General features: G+C 67.7%; 17 protein-coding genes. 2 read left to right on the plus strand and 15 right to left on the minus strand.

Annotation, left to right across the window (positions count from 1 at the left end):
• Window positions 1-34: 34 nt before the first annotated feature.
• Window positions 35-982: a TIGR00271 membrane domain-containing protein gene (locus tag SMIR_RS14425; protein ID WP_212727091.1), complete on the plus strand. Its 948-nt coding sequence runs from the start codon at window positions 35-37 to the stop codon at window positions 980-982.
• On the opposite strand, the gene glmM is transcribed toward SMIR_RS14425, so the two are convergent.
• The 3 genes from glmM to rplM all read right to left on the minus strand — a co-directional run bounded on the left by glmM (window position 979) and on the right by rplM (window position 3,511).
• A complete protein-coding gene (gene glmM / locus SMIR_RS14430) occupies window positions 979-2,337 on the minus strand; it encodes a phosphoglucosamine mutase (RefSeq protein ID WP_168494660.1) in 1,359 nt (452 codons plus the stop codon). The genes SMIR_RS14425 and glmM overlap by 4 nt on opposite strands.
• Before the next feature lie 163 nt (window positions 2,338-2,500).
• The gene (gene rpsI / locus SMIR_RS14435) at window positions 2,501-3,022 is read right to left on the minus strand and encodes a 30S ribosomal protein S9 (protein ID WP_060895271.1); all 522 of its coding nucleotides are present in this window, start codon (window positions 3,020-3,022) and stop codon (window positions 2,501-2,503) included.
• 45 nt (window positions 3,023-3,067) lie between these two features.
• Window positions 3,068-3,511 carry a 50S ribosomal protein L13 gene (gene rplM, locus SMIR_RS14440; RefSeq protein WP_101400131.1) on the minus strand — a complete coding sequence of 148 codons (444 nt, stop codon included), beginning with the start codon at window positions 3,509-3,511 and terminating at the stop codon, window positions 3,068-3,070.
• 473 nt (window positions 3,512-3,984) lie between these two features.
• Here rplM and SMIR_RS14445 point away from each other — a divergent pair, with 473 nt between their 5' ends.
• Window positions 3,985-4,866, plus strand: coding sequence for a hypothetical protein (locus SMIR_RS14445; RefSeq protein WP_168494658.1), 882 nt, complete (start codon window positions 3,985-3,987; stop codon window positions 4,864-4,866).
• A gap of 33 nt (window positions 4,867-4,899) precedes the next feature.
• On the opposite strand, the gene SMIR_RS14450 is transcribed toward SMIR_RS14445, so the two are convergent.
• The 12 genes from SMIR_RS14450 to infA form a co-directional block, all read right to left on the minus strand.
• Window positions 4,900-5,640: a polyprenol monophosphomannose synthase gene (locus SMIR_RS14450; RefSeq protein ID WP_101400129.1), complete on the minus strand. Its 741-nt coding sequence runs from the start codon at window positions 5,638-5,640 to the stop codon at window positions 4,900-4,902.
• An 8-nt stretch (window positions 5,641-5,648) separates the two neighbouring features.
• Window positions 5,649-6,959 (minus strand): UDP-glucose dehydrogenase family protein, encoded by a 1,311-nt coding sequence (locus SMIR_RS14455; RefSeq protein ID WP_168494656.1) that lies wholly within the window; start codon window positions 6,957-6,959, stop codon window positions 5,649-5,651.
• A 54-nt stretch (window positions 6,960-7,013) separates the two neighbouring features.
• On the minus strand, window positions 7,014-8,783 hold the full coding sequence (locus SMIR_RS14460; protein ID WP_212727092.1) for an ArnT family glycosyltransferase: 1,770 nt from the start codon (window positions 8,781-8,783) through the stop codon (window positions 7,014-7,016).
• Entirely contained in the window at window positions 8,780-9,787 is a 1,008-nt protein-coding gene (locus SMIR_RS14465) for a glycoside hydrolase family 26 protein (RefSeq protein ID WP_212727093.1), read from the minus strand. The genes SMIR_RS14460 and SMIR_RS14465 overlap by 4 nt, the downstream gene beginning before the upstream one ends.
• Window positions 9,787-11,202, minus strand: coding sequence for a glycosyltransferase family 2 protein (locus SMIR_RS14470; protein WP_212728359.1), 1,416 nt, complete (start codon window positions 11,200-11,202; stop codon window positions 9,787-9,789). The genes SMIR_RS14465 and SMIR_RS14470 overlap by 1 nt, the downstream gene beginning before the upstream one ends.
• 442 nt (window positions 11,203-11,644) lie before the next feature.
• On the minus strand, window positions 11,645-12,502 hold the full coding sequence (gene truA, locus SMIR_RS14475; RefSeq protein WP_168510330.1) for a tRNA pseudouridine(38-40) synthase TruA: 858 nt from the start codon (window positions 12,500-12,502) through the stop codon (window positions 11,645-11,647).
• A 91-nt stretch (window positions 12,503-12,593) separates the two neighbouring features.
• On the minus strand, window positions 12,594-13,103 hold the full coding sequence (gene rplQ / locus SMIR_RS14480) for a 50S ribosomal protein L17 (RefSeq protein WP_060895277.1): 510 nt from the start codon (window positions 13,101-13,103) through the stop codon (window positions 12,594-12,596).
• Window positions 13,104-13,296: 193 nt separating this feature from the next.
• Window positions 13,297-14,319: a DNA-directed RNA polymerase subunit alpha gene (locus tag SMIR_RS14485; protein ID WP_003966937.1), complete on the minus strand. Its 1,023-nt coding sequence runs from the start codon at window positions 14,317-14,319 to the stop codon at window positions 13,297-13,299.
• 115 nt (window positions 14,320-14,434) lie between these two features.
• Complete coding sequence (gene rpsK, locus SMIR_RS14490; RefSeq protein WP_003956432.1) at window positions 14,435-14,839, minus strand: 30S ribosomal protein S11; 405 nt, start codon at window positions 14,837-14,839, stop codon at window positions 14,435-14,437.
• A 64-nt stretch (window positions 14,840-14,903) separates the two neighbouring features.
• Window positions 14,904-15,284, minus strand: a complete 381-nt coding sequence (rpsM, locus tag SMIR_RS14495; RefSeq protein ID WP_060901485.1) for a 30S ribosomal protein S13 — start codon at window positions 15,282-15,284, stop codon at window positions 14,904-14,906.
• 209 nt (window positions 15,285-15,493) lie between these two features.
• Window positions 15,494-15,607, minus strand: a complete 114-nt coding sequence (rpmJ, locus tag SMIR_RS14500) for a 50S ribosomal protein L36 (protein WP_003998809.1) — start codon at window positions 15,605-15,607, stop codon at window positions 15,494-15,496.
• A gap of 70 nt (window positions 15,608-15,677) precedes the next feature.
• Entirely contained in the window at window positions 15,678-15,899 is a 222-nt protein-coding gene (gene infA / locus SMIR_RS14505) for a translation initiation factor IF-1 (RefSeq protein WP_003948620.1), read from the minus strand.
• Between the last annotated feature and the right edge of the window lie 263 nt (window positions 15,900-16,162).

A 16,162-nucleotide genomic window follows, 5' to 3' on the forward strand; every position in this document is an offset into this window, starting at 1 on the left:
AACGCCGTCATCCCGTGCGTATACCCTGCGCCGCATGCTGCATCTGCGTCTGATCACCCCGGCCGACCGCACCGACGACGTCGTACGGCTGATCGAGCGGACCGTCGGCACGACGCATCTCGTCGTGCTCGCGGGCGCCGCCCGCAACCCGGCCGGGGACGTCGTCATGTGCGACGTCGCGCGCGAGGCGGGCGACGAACTGATCGGCACGCTGCGGGAGATGGAGCTCGACCGGACCGGGTCGATCGCCGTCGAGAACATCGATCTGTCGCTGTCGAAGCGCGCCGACAAGGCCCAGCGGGAGTCGCCGGGCGAGGGTGCGGACGCGGTGCTGTGGGAGCACCTGGCCGACGCGACGCACGAGGAGTCGACGCTCTCGGTCACCTACGTCGCCTTCCTCACGCTGGCCACGATGATCGCGGCCTGCGGTGTGGTCCTCGACAACGCGATCCTGATCGTGGGCGCGATGGCGGTCGGCCCGGAGTTCGGGCCCCTGGCGGGGTTCAGTACGGCCCTCGTGCAGCGGCATCCACGGCTCGCGGCGCGGTCACTGATCGCGCTGCTGGTGGGTTTCGCCGTGGCGATGGCGACGACCGTGTTCTTCAGTGTCTTCATGGACACGGTCGGCCTGTTCAGCCAGGCCAAGCTGAAGGGTGCGCGACCCAACACGAGCTTCGTCTACGCGCCCGACGCGTTCTCCTTCGTCGTCGCGGTGCTCGCGGGCATCGCCGGCACGCTCTCGCTGACCTCCGCCAAGTCGGGCGCCCTGGTCGGCGTCGCCATCTCCGTGACCACCGTCCCGGCCGCCGCCAACGCGGCCGTGGCCCTGAGCTACGGAGACACCGCCCAGACCTGGGGATCGACGGTGCAACTGCTGCTGAACCTGCTCGGCATCATCCTTGCCGGCACGCTCACGCTGCTGGTCCAGAAGTGGCTCTGGGCCCAGCAGCGTGAACGTACCGCCAGAACAGGTCGCTTCTAGCCCAGCGCCGACTTGACCGCGTCCGCGAGCCGGCCCGCCACCGACCGTGCGTGGTCGATGTCGGCGGCCTCGACCATGACCCGGACGAGCGGCTCGGTGCCGGAGGGGCGCAGCAGCACGCGGCCGGTGGAGCCGAGTTCCCGCTCGGCCTCGGCGACCGCGGTCGCGAGTTCCGCGGAGCTCTGCACCCGGGTGCGGTCGACGTCGGGGACGTTGATGAGAACCTGCGGCAGCCGCTCCATGACGGACGCGAGGTCCTGGAGCGTACGGCCGGTCTGGGCGATCCGGGCCGCCAGCAGCAGGCCGGTCAGCGTGCCGTCACCGGTGGTGGCGTGGTCGAGGATGATCACGTGCCCGGACTGCTCGCCGCCGAGCGCGTAGTTGTGCTCCTTCATCTCCTCCAGGACATAGCGGTCGCCGACCGCGGTCTGGATGAGGGAGACGCCCTCGCGCTCCATGGCCAGTTTGAAGCCCAGGTTGGACATGACCGTCGCGACGACGGTGTCGGAGCGCAGTGCGGAACGCTCCCGCATCGCCAGCGCGAGTACGGCCAGGATCTGGTCGCCGTCCACCTCGGCACCCGTGTGGTCCACGGCGAGGCAGCGGTCGGCGTCGCCGTCGTGCGCGATGCCGAGGTCGGCCCCGTGCTCGACGACGGCGGCCTTCAGGAGGTCGAGGTGGGTGGAGCCGCAGCCGTCGTTGATGTTCAGGCCGTCGGGCGAGGCGCCGATCGTGATGATCTCGGCACCGGCCTGTGTGAAGGCCTCGGGAGACACTCGGGCGGCGGCGCCGTGCGCCTCGTCGAGGACGACCTTCAGGCCGTCGAGACGGTTCGGGAGCACGCCGAGGAGGTGGGCGACGTACTGGTCGAGCCCCTGGTCGTACGCGCGCACGCGCCCGACCCCGGCGCCGGTGGGCCGGTCCCAGGGAGCGCCGGTGCGGTGCTCCTCGTAGACGCCCTCGATCCTGTCCTCCAGCTCGTCGGCGAGCTTGTGGCCGCCGCGGGCGAAGAACTTGATGCCGTTGTCGGGCATGGCGTTGTGGCTGGCCGAGAGCATCACGCCGAGGTCGGCGCCCAGCGCACCGGTGAGGTACGCCACCGCGGGGGTGGGCAGCACACCGACGAGCAGGACGTCCACACCCGCGCTGGCCAGGCCCGCGACCACGGCCGCTTCCAGGAACTCCCCGGACGCACGTGGGTCCCGCCCGACCACTGCCACCGGCCGGTGGCCCTCGAACGTACCCGCCTCGGCCAGCACATGTGCCGCCGCCACGGAGAGACCGAGCGCCAGCTCGGCCGTCAGATCCGCGTTGGCGACACCGCGCACGCCGTCCGTGCCGAAGAGTCGTCCCACTGGTGTCCTCCAGATGAAGCTCAGTTTTCGGAAGTCATCCGATCATGCAAGCCTTTGAGCGCCTTGTGCCGTTATACGCCCTGGGCTGTGATAAACGAACGCCCCGGCGGCACACAGCGTGCCGCCGGGGCGAACGGTCGTACGAATACGCAGCAGCCAGTGATTAACGCTTGCTGTACTGCGGAGCCTTACGGGCCTTCTTGAGACCGGCCTTCTTGCGCTCGACCGCACGGTCGTCGCGCTTGAGGAAGCCGGCCTTCTTCAGGGCCGGGCGGTTGTTGTCCACGTCCGCCTCGTTCAGCGCGCGGGCGACACCGAGACGGAGCGCACCGGCCTGACCGGAGACGCCGCCACCCGAGATGCGGGCGATGACGTCGTAGCGGTTGTCGAGCTCGAGCACCTTGAAGGGCTCGTTGACTTCCTGCTGGTGCACCTTGTTGGGGAAGTAGTCCTCAAGGGTGCGACCGTTGATCTTCCACTTGCCGGTGCCCGGGACGATCCGGACGCGGGCGATGGCGTTCTTGCGACGGCCCAGGCCGGCGGCCGGCTGCGGGTCACCGAAGCGGCCCGCGAGCGACTCCGAGGTGTACTCACCCTCGACGGGGACCTCGGACTCGGTGGTGTAGTTCTCGATGTCGACGAGCTCAGTCTCTTCGACCGGCTGCTCAACGGTGGTCTCGGCCACGATTCTCCTCAGATTCTTTTCTGTCTTAGGGGGTGGTGGCCGGAACTACTGCGCGACCTGGGTGATCTCGAACGGGACCGGCTGCTGGGCAGCGTGCGGGTGGTTCTCGCCCGCGTAGACCTTCAGCTTCGAGAGCACCTGACGGCCCAGGGTGTTCTTGGGGATCATGCCCTTGATGGCCTTCTCGACGGCCTTCTCGGGGTTCTTCGCCAGCAGCTCGTCGTAACGGACGGAGCGCAGACCACCCGGGTAACCGGAGTGGCGGTACGCCAGCTTCTGGGTCTTCTTGTTGCCGGAGAGGTGCACCTTGTCGGCGTTGATGATGATGACGAAGTCACCAGCATCGACGTGCGGCGCAAAGATCGGCTTGTGCTTGCCCCGCAGGATGTTCGCGGCAGTGGTCGCCAGACGGCCCAGGACGACATCCTGGGCGTCGATGACGTACCACTGGCGAGTGATGTCGCCGGGCTTGGGGCTGTACGTACGCACGGTCGTAGCCTTCGCTTCTTCAGTGAGTGGGTCCTGACATGGCCACCACGGACGATCACGACAGCCCTGACCGCACCTCGGTGACGCATACCGAGTGCTGGTCGCTGGTCATCGGCCCCGGTGGACCGGTGTAAGGGCCCCTCACGTGAGAATGAGCAAGCCAATACACATAACGAACTGCAAGAGTACCCGCGCTTGCCCGGAAGGGTCAAAACGCGGGTTCGCGACCCGAGCACCTCGGCACTCAGGGCCACGCGAACAGTCCCTGGAAACAGAGTAAGGGAGTCCTTTCCTCCGCAACGGTCCGACTACCCCGCGTCACCGGACGGCCGGTGCCCGGAAGCCTGTCGAAGCGTGTCGCACCAACCACCCGGAGATGTCACTTTTGCCCTTGCGCACTCAGGTCACGCTAGGGGCTCAAGTGCCCTCCGGTGCGGAACGCCACCCCCCATGGCCCGTCTAAGATGCGCCCCATGAGTTATGGGCAGGGTGGGCAGGGGGAGCCTCCGTGGGATCCCTGGAAGCCTGGTTCTCAGCAACCCGATTGGGGACGTCGGAACCAGACTCCGGACTGGGCGGCACTCGCCGAGGCGTCCGAGACACGCAACCGGAGGCGCAGACTGCTGGTGATCGTCGGCTCGGCGGTCGCCACGATCGCGGTCGGCGCTGCCGTCGCCGTGGCCGTCGTCTCCTCGAACGGGGACAACCAGGCCGGGAACACGCCCAGCAAGCTGCCCGCCACCGCGACCATCCCGAGCGACAGCACGGCGCCGGTACCGACGTTCGCGCCGACCTCGGCGCCGCCGCCGCTGGATCCGATGGACTTCATATCCAGCGTGCAGAAGGACACCGCGCCGCTCAGCCCGGACATCCTCTTCCCCGGTTCGCAGCTGACGATGGGTGACCGCGTCTACCGCAAGGGCCCCACCGCCTCGACGGAGAAGTGCGCGTCGGCCGTGCAGGGCACACTGCCCGCGGTGCTCACCAAGAACGACTGCACCCGGCTGATGCGCGTCACCTACAGCAAGGACGGCGTCGGGGTGACCGTCGGCGTCGCGGTCTTCAACACCGCGGCCCAGGCGGCCAAGGCGAAGTCCGAGGCGGACAGCAAGAGCATCATCACCTCGCTGTCCGGCCAGGGCGTCGCCAACTTCTGCCGTACGGCGGTCTGTCGCTCGACCACCAACTCCTACGGCCGTTACGCCTACTTCACGCTGGCCGGCTTCATCAACGGCAAGGACGTGACGACGAAGGACGCCAAGGTCTTCACGACCGGCGACGACCTGGCCGAGTTCGCCTTCCGCCAGATCCGCCGCCGCGGCGAGGCCCAGGCGTCGACGGCGGCCAACCAGTAACCGGCCGGCCGCCCCCCGCACCCGGGACCCGGGTCACTTGTTCTTCATACGCAGCCGGATCGGCACCACCGCCGACTCCAGCTGCGTCTTCAGCGTCATCTTCGAGACCCCCTCGGTCCGCTCCTCGAAACGGATCGGGATCTCGACGGCGCTGTGCCCCGCCCGTACGGCCTTGTACTTCAGCTCGACCTGGAAGCTGTAACCGGCGCTGTCCAGCGTGGCCAGATCGATGTCGCGCAGAGCCTGGGCCGACCAGAGGTTGAACCCGGCCGTGATGTCCCGGATCCGGGTGCCGAGCACGGTACGGGCGTACCGGTTGGCGAAGCGGGAGAGCAGGACGCGGTGCGCGCCCCAGTCCTCGTCCAGCGAGCCGCCCTCGACGTACCGGCTGCCGATGACCAGGCCCACCCCGTTGGCCAGGGCCGTGCCGAGCATCCGGGGCACGGCCTCGACGGGGTGGCTGCCGTCGGCGTCCATCTGGACGACGTACTCGGCGCCCTCGTCGAGCGCGAGGCTCATCCCGGCCGCGTAGGCACGCCCGAGTCCGTCCTTCTCGGTGCGGTGCAGCACGCTCATCCGGCGCCGCCCCTTGGTGTTGTACTTCTCCGCCAGCTCGTCGGCGATCCTGCCGGTGCCGTCCGGGCTGGAGTCGTCCACGATCTTCAAGTGAAGGCCGTCGAGCGGCAGTTGAAGTACGGCTTCGGCCATTCTCGGCAGATTGGCCGCCTCGTTGTAGGTAGGCATGACCACGGTCACCGCCGTGTCCGCCCCCATGTCGTGCGTCAAGCCCTTCTCCCCTCCCCGCCGGGCGCGGGACGTCCCAGCGCCCGGAATTCCCAGCCCGCCGCGGTCCAGCGGTCCGCGTCGAGCACTCCTCTGCCGTCCAGGATCCGCGGACGGGCCACCAGGGCCGCGAGCCGCCCCGGGTCCAGTTCCCGGAACTGCGGCCACTCCGTCAGATGCAGCACGAGGTCCGCCCCGCCGAGTGCCTCCTCGGCCGAGACGGCATACCCGAGCAGCGGATACGCCTTGCGGGCATTGTCCATCGCCTCGGGGTCGTAGACCGTGACGTCGGCGCCGTCGAGCCGCAACCGGGCGGCCACGTTCAGCGCGGGCGAGTCGCGGATGTCGTCCGAGTCCGGCTTGAACGCGGCGCCCAGGACAGCGATCCGGGCCCCGAGGACCCCTCCCCCGCACAGTTCCCGGGCGAGCGCGACCACCCTGTCGCGGCGACGCATGTTGATGGCGTCGACCTCGCGCAGGAACCCGAGCGGGACGCCGAGCTCGTCGGCGCGGTGCGCGAAGGCGCGGATGTCCTTGGGCAGACAACCGCCGCCGAACCCGACGCCGGCGCGCAGGAACTTGGCGCCGATCCGGTCGTCGTGGCCGATGGCCTCGGCCAGGACGGACACGTCGCCGCCCGCCGCCTCGCACACCTCCGCCATCGCGTTGATGAACGAGATCTTGGTGGCGAGGAAGGCGTTGGCGGCCGTCTTGACCAGCTCGGCGGTCGGGAAGTCCGCGGTGACCAGCGGCGTCCCGGCAGCCAGGACCGGGGCGTACACCTCCCGGAGGATCGCCTCGGCACGTGCGGAGCCGACGCCGAACACCAGCCGGTCGGGCCGCAGGGTGTCCTCGACGGCGAAGCCCTCGCGCAGGAACTCGGGGTTCCAGGCGACCTCCACGGCATGGGTGTCCGCGAGCCGCCGGGCCGTTCCCACCGGCACGGTCGACTTCCCGACGAGCAGCGCGTCCTCGGCCGCGTGCGCGGCGATCGCCGCGAACGCCGCGTCGACGTACCGCAGGTCGGCGCCGTCGCAGTCGGCCCGCTGCGGGGTCCCGACGCACACGAAGTGCACCTGCCCGAACGCCGCCGCCGCTTCGTAGGAGGTGGTGAAGCGCAGCCGTCCCGAGCCGAGGTGCTTGCGGACGAGTTCACCGAGCCCGGGTTCATGGAAGGGCACCCGCCCGGCGGCCAGCGCGGCCACCTTGTCGGGGTCGACATCGACCCCGAGCACCTCGTGCCCGAGCTCCGCCATACAGGCGGCGTGGGTGGCACCGAGATAGCCGGTGCCGATGACTGTGAGCCGCATGAGCACGGCCTTTCCTACGGGATCAGGAACGAAAAGGTGAGAGGTGACCGGCATTCAGGACGTCTTCGTCCAGATCTTGTACGTGCCCGAGCCGCCCGAGCTGAGCTTGAACGGGATCGCGCCGACCAGGCGGTAGTGCCCGCTCTCGCGCACCTGTCGTTCGAGGTACTTGTCGAGCTCCGGGGTGGCGATGCCGTCCAGGACTACGAGGTCGAAGTAGCCGTCCTTCAGGGCGAGCCGGTAACCCTCGTTGCCGTGGTGGACGGCGCCCTTCTTGTCCGCGTACCCGATGCCGTACGTCGAGGTCCACTGCGAGTGGTCCGTCTTGTCCCGCAGGTAGTAGACGGGAACCTCGTACGTGGCGCCCAGATACCTGCCCTTGGGCTTCATGTACGGCTCGATCGCCTTGACGAGCGGCGTCGAGTCCGGCCACAGGCCGAAGCGCCACTCCGACTGCGAGACACCGAGGCACAACGCGGTGACCCAGATCAGGATGCCAAGCTGGGGGTAGCGGAAGTGTTTGCCCACCAGGCGGATCACGCCGATCCCTGCCATCGGTGCGGCGAAGAGCAGACCGAAGTCCAGGTGCTTGTAGAGCGAGACGGAGGTCTGCAGATGGATCTGGTACGCCGGGGCCAGCAACGCCGTACCGGTCAGCAGCAGCCCGAGCAGCGTGCGCCAGCGCCATCCCGGCCCGTGCAACCCGTACGAGCGCGGGGACTCGTTCATCCGGCCCCGGCGCGCGTAGAAGAACGCTCCCGCGCAGGCCGTGGCGAACATCAGCCCGCCCCACTCCCCCGACTTCTCCAGGAGATCCATGGCGGCATCGGTGCCGTGCGCACGGTTGGTGGTGGTCTGCTTCACGCCCGCCAGAACGTTCGTGTACATCAGCCCGACGCCGACGAGCACACCGGTGCCCACGGTCAGCAGGGTCGCCCGCAGCAGACAGCGCCAGCCGCGGTGGTGCCAGCTCGTCAGCGCGGCGAGCACGATCAGAGTGGGCACGTACAGCGCGGACGCGTACTTCACCGCGACGGCTAGGACCATCACGGGTGCCGCGAGCAGCACCACGACCGCGGGCGCCCGATTGGTGCGTACGACGATCCAGGCGGCCAGAGCGAGAAGGAAGATCGCGGGCGCATCGTAGGTGGCGAACCAGCCCAGCACGATGGTCGGCTGGGTGACCGCGAACAGGGCGGCGGCCACCAGCGCGACGCGCTCGTTGAACATGCGTCGGGTGAAGGAGTACAGCAGGCTGGTGGCGCCCAGCATGCACAGCAGGCTGAGCAGCCGCGCTCCGGACAGCCCGAAGTATCCGTCGACGACCGCGGCCGCCACCGGGTACAGCATCGGCGACCCCGAGAAGTACGACGCGTAACCGCTGTGCAGCGGTGTGCCGTTCATCAGGTGGTCGATGATGTTGTGCCCGGCCGCCAGGTACAGGGCCTCGTCCTGGAAGGCGGTGTTGGACAGCCGCAGCGACAGCACGGCCTGGATCGCCAGGACGAACAGCAGCACCCCGCGGCTCACCCAGGAGCGCCGCCGGCTGGGGGTGTCGTCCCACCCGGCGTCCGGGGTCTCGGGAATCGTGTAAGCGGGTTCGACGGGCACCTGCTGCTCGACGGTGCGCAGAGCGTATGTGGGCTGGTCGTCGTGCCGTTGCTCGGGAATGGCCGGGGCGTACTGCTCCTGCTGGTACTGCCCTTGGTACTGCTGCTGGTACGTGGCCGGCTCACCCTCGGAGTTGAACCACGTGACATCCTCCTCGTCCGCGCCGTACGGGTCGTAGGGCTGCGGCGTGTAGTGGTTCTGTCCGGCGTTCATCGCGACTTCCGTATGTCGAAGCCGAAGAGGTCGTTCGCGGCGAGGCGCTTGAACTCCTCGAGGGCCAGCGGGCTCGCCTCCAGCCGCCAGTCGGCACGCTTGCGGTGGTTGAACCAGATGAAGCCGATCATGTTGTCGTCGGCCTTCACACCCGCGAAGAGGTTGCGGATGTCGGCGCGACGCCGCTCGCCGGGCATGGCCCCGGTCTCCAGAAGCAGCATGGGCTTCTTGGTGAAGGTGCGGATCTGGTCCCGAGTCGGGCCGAAGACACTCTCGAAGGCGTTGTCCTCGCCGAGCGTGAAGTAGCCGACGAGGCCGACCCAGTCGACATAGGCGTCGCCCGGGTAGTACGGCTTCAGCTTGACGGTCTTGACCGGGTTGATGATGTTGGGCGCCCAGGCCCAGATCACGTTCGAGGCACCCGCGTCGAGGAACGTGTCGTGGATGTGCCGCCAGGCGGCCACGTACTGCTGGGGCGTGACGCTCTGGGTGCCCCACTTCTCCCAGTGACCATTCATCTCGTCGGCGAAGTCGATCACGACAGGCAGGTTCAGCTTCCGGACCGCCGTCGCGTACTTCTTGATGTACGCGTCCGACTTACCGGCCGCGATGTCGGTGAACGAGACGTCGAAGGGCTCCCAGGACATCAGCGTCAGGGCGCCCTCGCCCCAGGCCTTGCGGACCCCGCTGGCGTCGAAGCCGTCGCCCCACCCTGCGTAGTACTCGATCAGGTTCGGCTGCTTGCCGGTCATCTTCGTGTACGCATCGACGTTCTTCATCGAGGTCGGGGCGCCCGCGACGGCCGCTCCGTAGTACTTCTTCGCCGGCTTGAGCAGCGGTACGACGTCGTACGGGACATCCGACCCGGCGCTCGCCGAGGGATCCGTCTTCGCGCCTCCGGAGGAGGCCGACGTGTCTGTGTCATCGCCGAGCAACGAGCAGCCGCTGAGCATGAGCAGCGCGGAGAGTGCGAGCACGGCGGACCGTGCGCGGGTGAACAACATCAGGCGGCCGCCTCCGCTCGGGGCTGGACCAGAACGCGGCCCACGACGAGGGCGTAGAAGAGTCCGGAGGACAGGATCAGGGCGAAGTCGGGGGCGTTCATCGTGAACATCCGCCATGCCCCGGCACCCACCCAGATCAAGGCGGTGCCGCCGCTCCACACCCACATGCCGATCCAGAAGCGCCGAGTCTTGTTCTTCTTGGCGCCGGAGGAGCCGGTCGGCTGCCAGCCCATGCGGTTCTTGCGGAGTATGTCCCAGATCGCGAAGACATGGGCCCAGCCGTACATCATGCGGGCCGCCCAGGCCTCGAGCCGGTAGGGGGCCTTGTGCCACATAGGGAAGATGATCGTGGTGTAGACGATGCTGGGCACCACCAGGAGCAGATTCTCGACCTTGAGCTTCTCCGGCATCATCAACAGCAGCACGATCGGGATCACCGGCGCCGCGAAGGTGAACAGCGCCGTGTGGATGTAGTAGAAGAAGCCCGACATGTAGCAGAGGCGGCTGGACAGCTTGATCTTCCGCTGCCAGAACTTCTTGCTGCCGAGCAGGCTCATCGAGCCTGAGCACCAGCGGTACTGCTGGTTGAAGAAGGCACCCGCGCTGTCCGGGCAGACCCCCGTGGAAACGGCGACCGGCACGTACCGCAGGTCCCAGCCCAGGCCGCGCAGGTCGAAGCCCGTGTGGACGTCCTCGGAGTGCTCGATCAGCGTTGTCCCGCCGTTTGTGTCCAGGGCGGCCCGCCGGTAGATGGCACAGGAGCCGACGCAGATCGCGCCGTCGCTCCCCTGCCGGGACACCTGCACGGACCGGTAGAACAGCTCCTGTACGGCGCCCGCACCGCGCTCGATCCAGTTCTGCGAGTCCAGGACGCGGAAGTACTGCGGGGACTGGACGATCCCGACGCGCGGGTCCTCGGCCATGTACGGCAGCAGCTCTTCGAGCAGGTCGGCGCGCGGTGTGAAGTCGGCGTCGAGGATGAGGCAGAACTCCCCCTCCGACTGCCCGAAGCCAAAGTGCAGATTCCCCGCCTTCTTGAACCAGCCGCGGTTCTCCCGGGTGCCGTAGCGGAACCCGAAGTCATGGGCCATCGCCTCGAGCTCGGAGCTGGCCCCGTCGTCGAGCACGAACGGCACACAGACGCCCGGGTACCGGTCGGCCATCGCCCGTACATGCGTCCAGGTGTTGTGCAGCACCTCAATGGGCTCACCGCACACCGGCAGGAAGACGTCGACAGAGGGATAGACCTCGGGCCGCCAGTTCGCCACCAGACGCCGGTGGTGCTTGATGTCGAAGTCCCGCGTGAAGCCGTTCACCCGCAGCGAGATCAGGTAATAGATCACCGTGAAGACGAGCAGCGGCGTGTAGATCCACAGCACCGGCGTGGACTGCGCCAGCTTGAACTGGCTCACGATCAGGCAGAGAAAGCTGACCAGCGAGCTGATCGTCAAAATCCACAGATGCCGCTTGGCGTACGAGTACTTCTCAGCCTCGCTGGGCGGCAGCGGCAGCAATCCCAGGGAGACCTGGCCGCCGCGCCCCGCTCTTCGCCTTCCGTTCTGCCGCGTAGCGCGGCGCCCACCCGTGCGGACAGGACCAACTGAACTCATGCAAAACCCACCCCCGGGTCGGAAATGACCCGATGACCCCCACCCTCGCCCCAGCCACCCCATTTCGAACTATTGACCGGGAAACGAAATCATAGCCGGGAGGTAAGAGCTTCGTAAGGTACAACCTGCGCACTAAGTCGGGTATCGCACATGATGGGCGATGTAAAGAGGGAACATCCTGGTTACACACGCATTTCGGCACGCCGCATAACGGACCGATCTCCTCTGCGGGGAGACCGAGATCACGTCAGCAGCAGCCGGCCCCCGGCAGCGTCCGCCGGTTCCGCGCCTCCTTGTTGCGCGCGGCGAGCAGTTCGTCCGCGGGGTAGCCGACCTCCTCAAGCGTCAGCCCGTGCGGCCGTACGACATGGACGGCCGAGTCCCGTACGCCGGCCGCGAGCACCTTCCCGGGCCAGTCGGGGCCCCGGTGCCCGTCCCCCACGAACAGCAGCGCACCGATGAGCGAGCGCACCATGTTGTGGCAGAAGGCGTCGGCGCGGACAGTGGCGGTGATGACCCCGTCGTCCCCGCGCACCAGACTCAGCTTCTGGAGCGTACGAATGGTCGTGGCGCCCTCGCGCTTCTTGCAGTAGGCGGCGAAGTCGTGCTCGCCCACGAGCCGCTCGGCCGCCTCGTTCATGGCGTCGACGTCCAACGGCCAGTCGTGCCACAGGACGTGACCCCGCAGCAGGGGATCCACTCCCCCGGGGTTGTCGGTGACGCGGTAGGCGTAGCGCCGCCAGATAGCGGAGAAGCGGGCGTTGAACCCGCTGGGGGCCTCCCGCAGGGACCACACCCGCACGTCCTTGGGCAGCCGTCCGGCCAACCGCTTGAGCAGCTTCTCCTCGTGCTCGGCCCACAGCTCGACGGGAAGATCGACGTGCGCCACCTGCCCGCGCGCGTGCACACCGGCGTCGGTGCGCCCGGCGACGGTCAGCTCGTACGTGGTGTCCTTGGACCGCGTGACGGTCCTGAGGGCGTCCTCGATCTCCCCCTGCACGGTCCGACGCCCCGAGGCCTGCTTGGCCCACCCGGAGAACTCGGTCCCGTCGTACGACAGATCCAAACGCACCCGTACGAACCCGGGCTGTACTTCGTCACTCACACCTAGATCCTCTCAAGGCCGGCATCTGTGCCGGAACACGAAAGCGGGCCCGCCCCCGAAGGGACGGACCCGCTCACAGCCAGGCAGTGCCTCAGGCGTCCTTCGACTCCTCGGCGGGAGCCTCGGCGGCGTCCTCGACCTTGGCGTCCTCGACCTTGGCCGGAGCCTCGGTCTTGACCTCGGCGTCCTTGGCGGCACGCTTGGTGGCCGCCTCGGCCTCACCGGTGGCCTGCTGGGCCACGGTCAGGGCCTCCACCAGCTCGATGACGGCCATGGGCGCGTTGTCGCCACGGCGGTTACCGATCTTGGTGATACGGGTGTAGCCACCCGGACGGTTCTCGTAGCGCGGGCCGATCTCGGTGAAGAGCGTGTGCACGATGCTCTTGTCCGTGATCACCGAGAGCACCTGACGGCGGTTGTGAAGGTCACCCTTCTTCGCCTTGGTGACCAGACGCTCCGCGTACGGGCGCAGGCGACGGGCCTTCGCCTCGGTGGTGGTGATGCGGCCGTGCTCGAAGAGCGACTTCGCGAGGTTCGCGAGGAGCAGCTTCTCGTGCGCGGCGCTGCCGCCCAGACGGGCACCCTTGGTGGGCTTCGGCATGGTGTTTCTCCTAGGTGTCTGCCCCGGCCGTATCAGGTACCGGGGTCAGTGTCCGAGCGGGCGATTGCCCGTCGGAGATCCGGCCACCTCTTTCAAGGCACCGGAGGACCCGCGCCCCGTGAGGGGCGCGGGGAACTGCGCGACCGGCCAAGAACCGGCCCGCAGCCTAGAACCGGCAGTGGAACCCGAGCTCTTAGTACTGCTCGGTCTCCACAAAGCCCGCATCCGCGTCGTCGTCCGCGCCAAACGCGTCCGCCGCAGCGGTGGGGTCGAATCCGGGCGGGCTGTCCTTGAGGGCCAGGCCCATGCCGGCCAGCTTCGCCTTGACCTCGTCGATGGACTTCGCACCGAAGTTGCGGATGTCCAGGAGGTCGGCCTCGGAGCGGGCGACGAGCTCACCCACGGAGTGGATGCCCTCACGCTTGAGGCAGTTGTAGGAACGAACGGTGAGCTCGAGCTCCTCGATCGGCAGCGCGAGGTCCGCGGCGAGGGCGGCGTCCGTGGGGGACGGGCCCATGTCGATGCCCTCGGCGTCGATGTTGAGCTCGCGGGCCAGACCGAACAGCTCGACCAGGGTCTTACCGGCCGACGCCATGGCGTCACGGGGACGCATGGCCTGCTTGGTCTCGACGTCGACGATCAGCTTGTCGAAGTCGGTGCGCTGCTCGACACGGGTCGCCTCGACCTTGTACGTGACCTTCAGCACCGGCGAGTAGATCGAGTCGACCGGGATGCGCCCGATCTCCTGACCGACCTGCTTGTTCTGAACGGCGGAGACGTAGCCGCGACCGCGCTCGACGGTCAGCTCCATCTCCAGCTTGCCCTTGCCGTTGAGCGTGGCGAGGACGAGGTCGGGGTTGTGCACCTCGACACCGGCCGGGGGCGCGATGTCGGCGGCGGTGACCAGACCCGGGCCCTGCTTGCGCAGGTACATCACGACCGGCTCGTCGTGCTCCGAGGAGACGACCAGCTGCTTGATGTTGAGGATCAGGTCGGTGACGTCCTCCTTGACGCCCGGCACGGTGGTGAACTCGTGCAGGACACCGTCGATGCGGATGGACGTGACCGCCGCACCCGGGATCGAGGAGAGGAGCGTGCGGCGCAGGGAGTTGCCGAGGGTGTAGCCGAAGCCCGGCTCCAGCGGCTCGATCACGAACCGGGAGCGGAATTCGTCGACGACCTCTTCGGTCAACGAGGGACGCTGAGCAATCAGCATGTTGCGATCCTTCAGTCATGGGCGCCCGCTATTTGACGCCCTGCTGCTACTGCAAGGGTACGGGCGGCACGCCTCCGAAGAGACGTACCGCCCGGAACCTCAAGACAACCGAGCCTCAGACGCGGCGGCGCTTGGGCGGACGGCAGCCGTTGTGCGGGGTGGGGGTGACGTCCTGGATGGAGCCGACCTCGAGGCCAGTGGCCTGGAGGGAGCGGATCGCGGTCTCGCGACCGGAGCCCGGGCCCTTCACGAAGACGTCAACCTTGCGCATGCCGTGCTCCTGCGCGCGACGGGCGGCCGACTCGGCGGCCATCTGCGCGGCGAAGGGGGTGGACTTGCGCGAGCCCTTGAAGCCGACGTGGCCGGCGGAGGCCCAGGAGATCACGTTGCCCGAGGGGTCCGTGATCGAGACGATCGTGTTGTTGAACGTGCTCTTGATGTGAGCGTGCCCGTGAGCGACGTTCTTCTTTTCCTTGCGGCGCACCTTCTTGGCAGCGCCCTGACGACCCTTGGGGGGCATCTATTACTCCTACGGGAGGTGGTCGGTCCTACAGCGAAGACCGCTGATAAGCGTCCGCTGAGGACTACTTCTTGCCCGGCTTCTTCTTACCGGCGATGGCGCGACGCGGGCCCTTGCGGGTACGAGCGTTCGTGCTGGTGCGCTGACCGTGGACGGGCAGGCCACGGCGGTGGCGCAGACCCTGGTAGCAGCCGATCTCGACCTTGCGGCGGATGTCGGCCTGAATCTCGCGACGGAGGTCACCCTCGGTCTTGATGTTGGCGTCCACGTACTCGCGGATCTTGACCAGCTCTTCTTCGGAGAGGTCACGAACGCGGGTGTTCGGGTTCACGCCGGTCTCGGCCAGCGTCTGCTGGGAAAGGGTCCGGCCGATGCCGAACACGTAGGTCAGGGCGACCTCCACACGCTTTTCGCGCGGGATGTCAACACCGGAAACGCGTGCCATTCAATGGCTCCAGTTGTCGTTCGGAGGTCTTCCGCAGAACCGGATCCCGCCCGCCGTCCTCTTCACGCTGAAGATTCGGTACGAACCGGGTCCCCGGCCTCCGACCGGGGGTGTCAGGCCTGATGAGACTCAGCCCTGGATTCTGCGTATGAACATGTACTGCTTGCGTCGCGCGAAGTATCTGCGGGTGCAGAAGGTGCGGTCGTGCGTCAGCCCTGGCGCTGCTTGTGGCGCGGGTTTTCGCAGATGACCATGACCCGACCGTGACGGCGGATCACCCTGCACTTGTCGCAGATCTTCTTGACGCTCGGCTTGACCTTCATTGGGTGAGGTTCTCCGGGTCAGTGCCACCCCCCGCGCCCCGGAACCGGGAACACGGAGTAAAGGCAAGATCTACTTGTAGCGGTAGACGATCCGGCCACGCGTGAGGTCGTACGGAGACAGCTCCACCACGACCCGGTCGTCAGGGAGGATGCGGATGTAGTGCATACGCATCTTGCCGCTGATGTGTGCCAGGACCTGGTGGCCGTTCTGGAGCTCGACCTTGAACATGGCGTTCGGAAGAGACTCGACGACAGTGCCCTCGATCTCGATGGCACCTTGCTTCTTGGCCACGCTTCGCCCTTCGAATCGACTACCTTGATCGACTTCGCACGAGCGCATGCAGACATGCGGGTGCACGAGAGCCGACGAGTCAGTCTACGTCAGGGCCCTCGGAAAGACGAATCGAGAAAGAATGCCCCACTACGGAGATCGTTAAGCAACGGGGGTCACCGACGCGCCACCGCGGACCTTTCGCACCGGCACCGGGGAGACGTACGGCGATCGCGCCACCACCCGCCGTAGCCGCCCGGCACCCGTCACTCGGGGCCGCGGTG

Origin of the sequence: Streptomyces mirabilis (assembly GCF_018310535.1) — a bacterium.
In the GTDB taxonomy this organism is placed as follows: domain Bacteria; phylum Actinomycetota; class Actinomycetes; order Streptomycetales; family Streptomycetaceae; genus Streptomyces.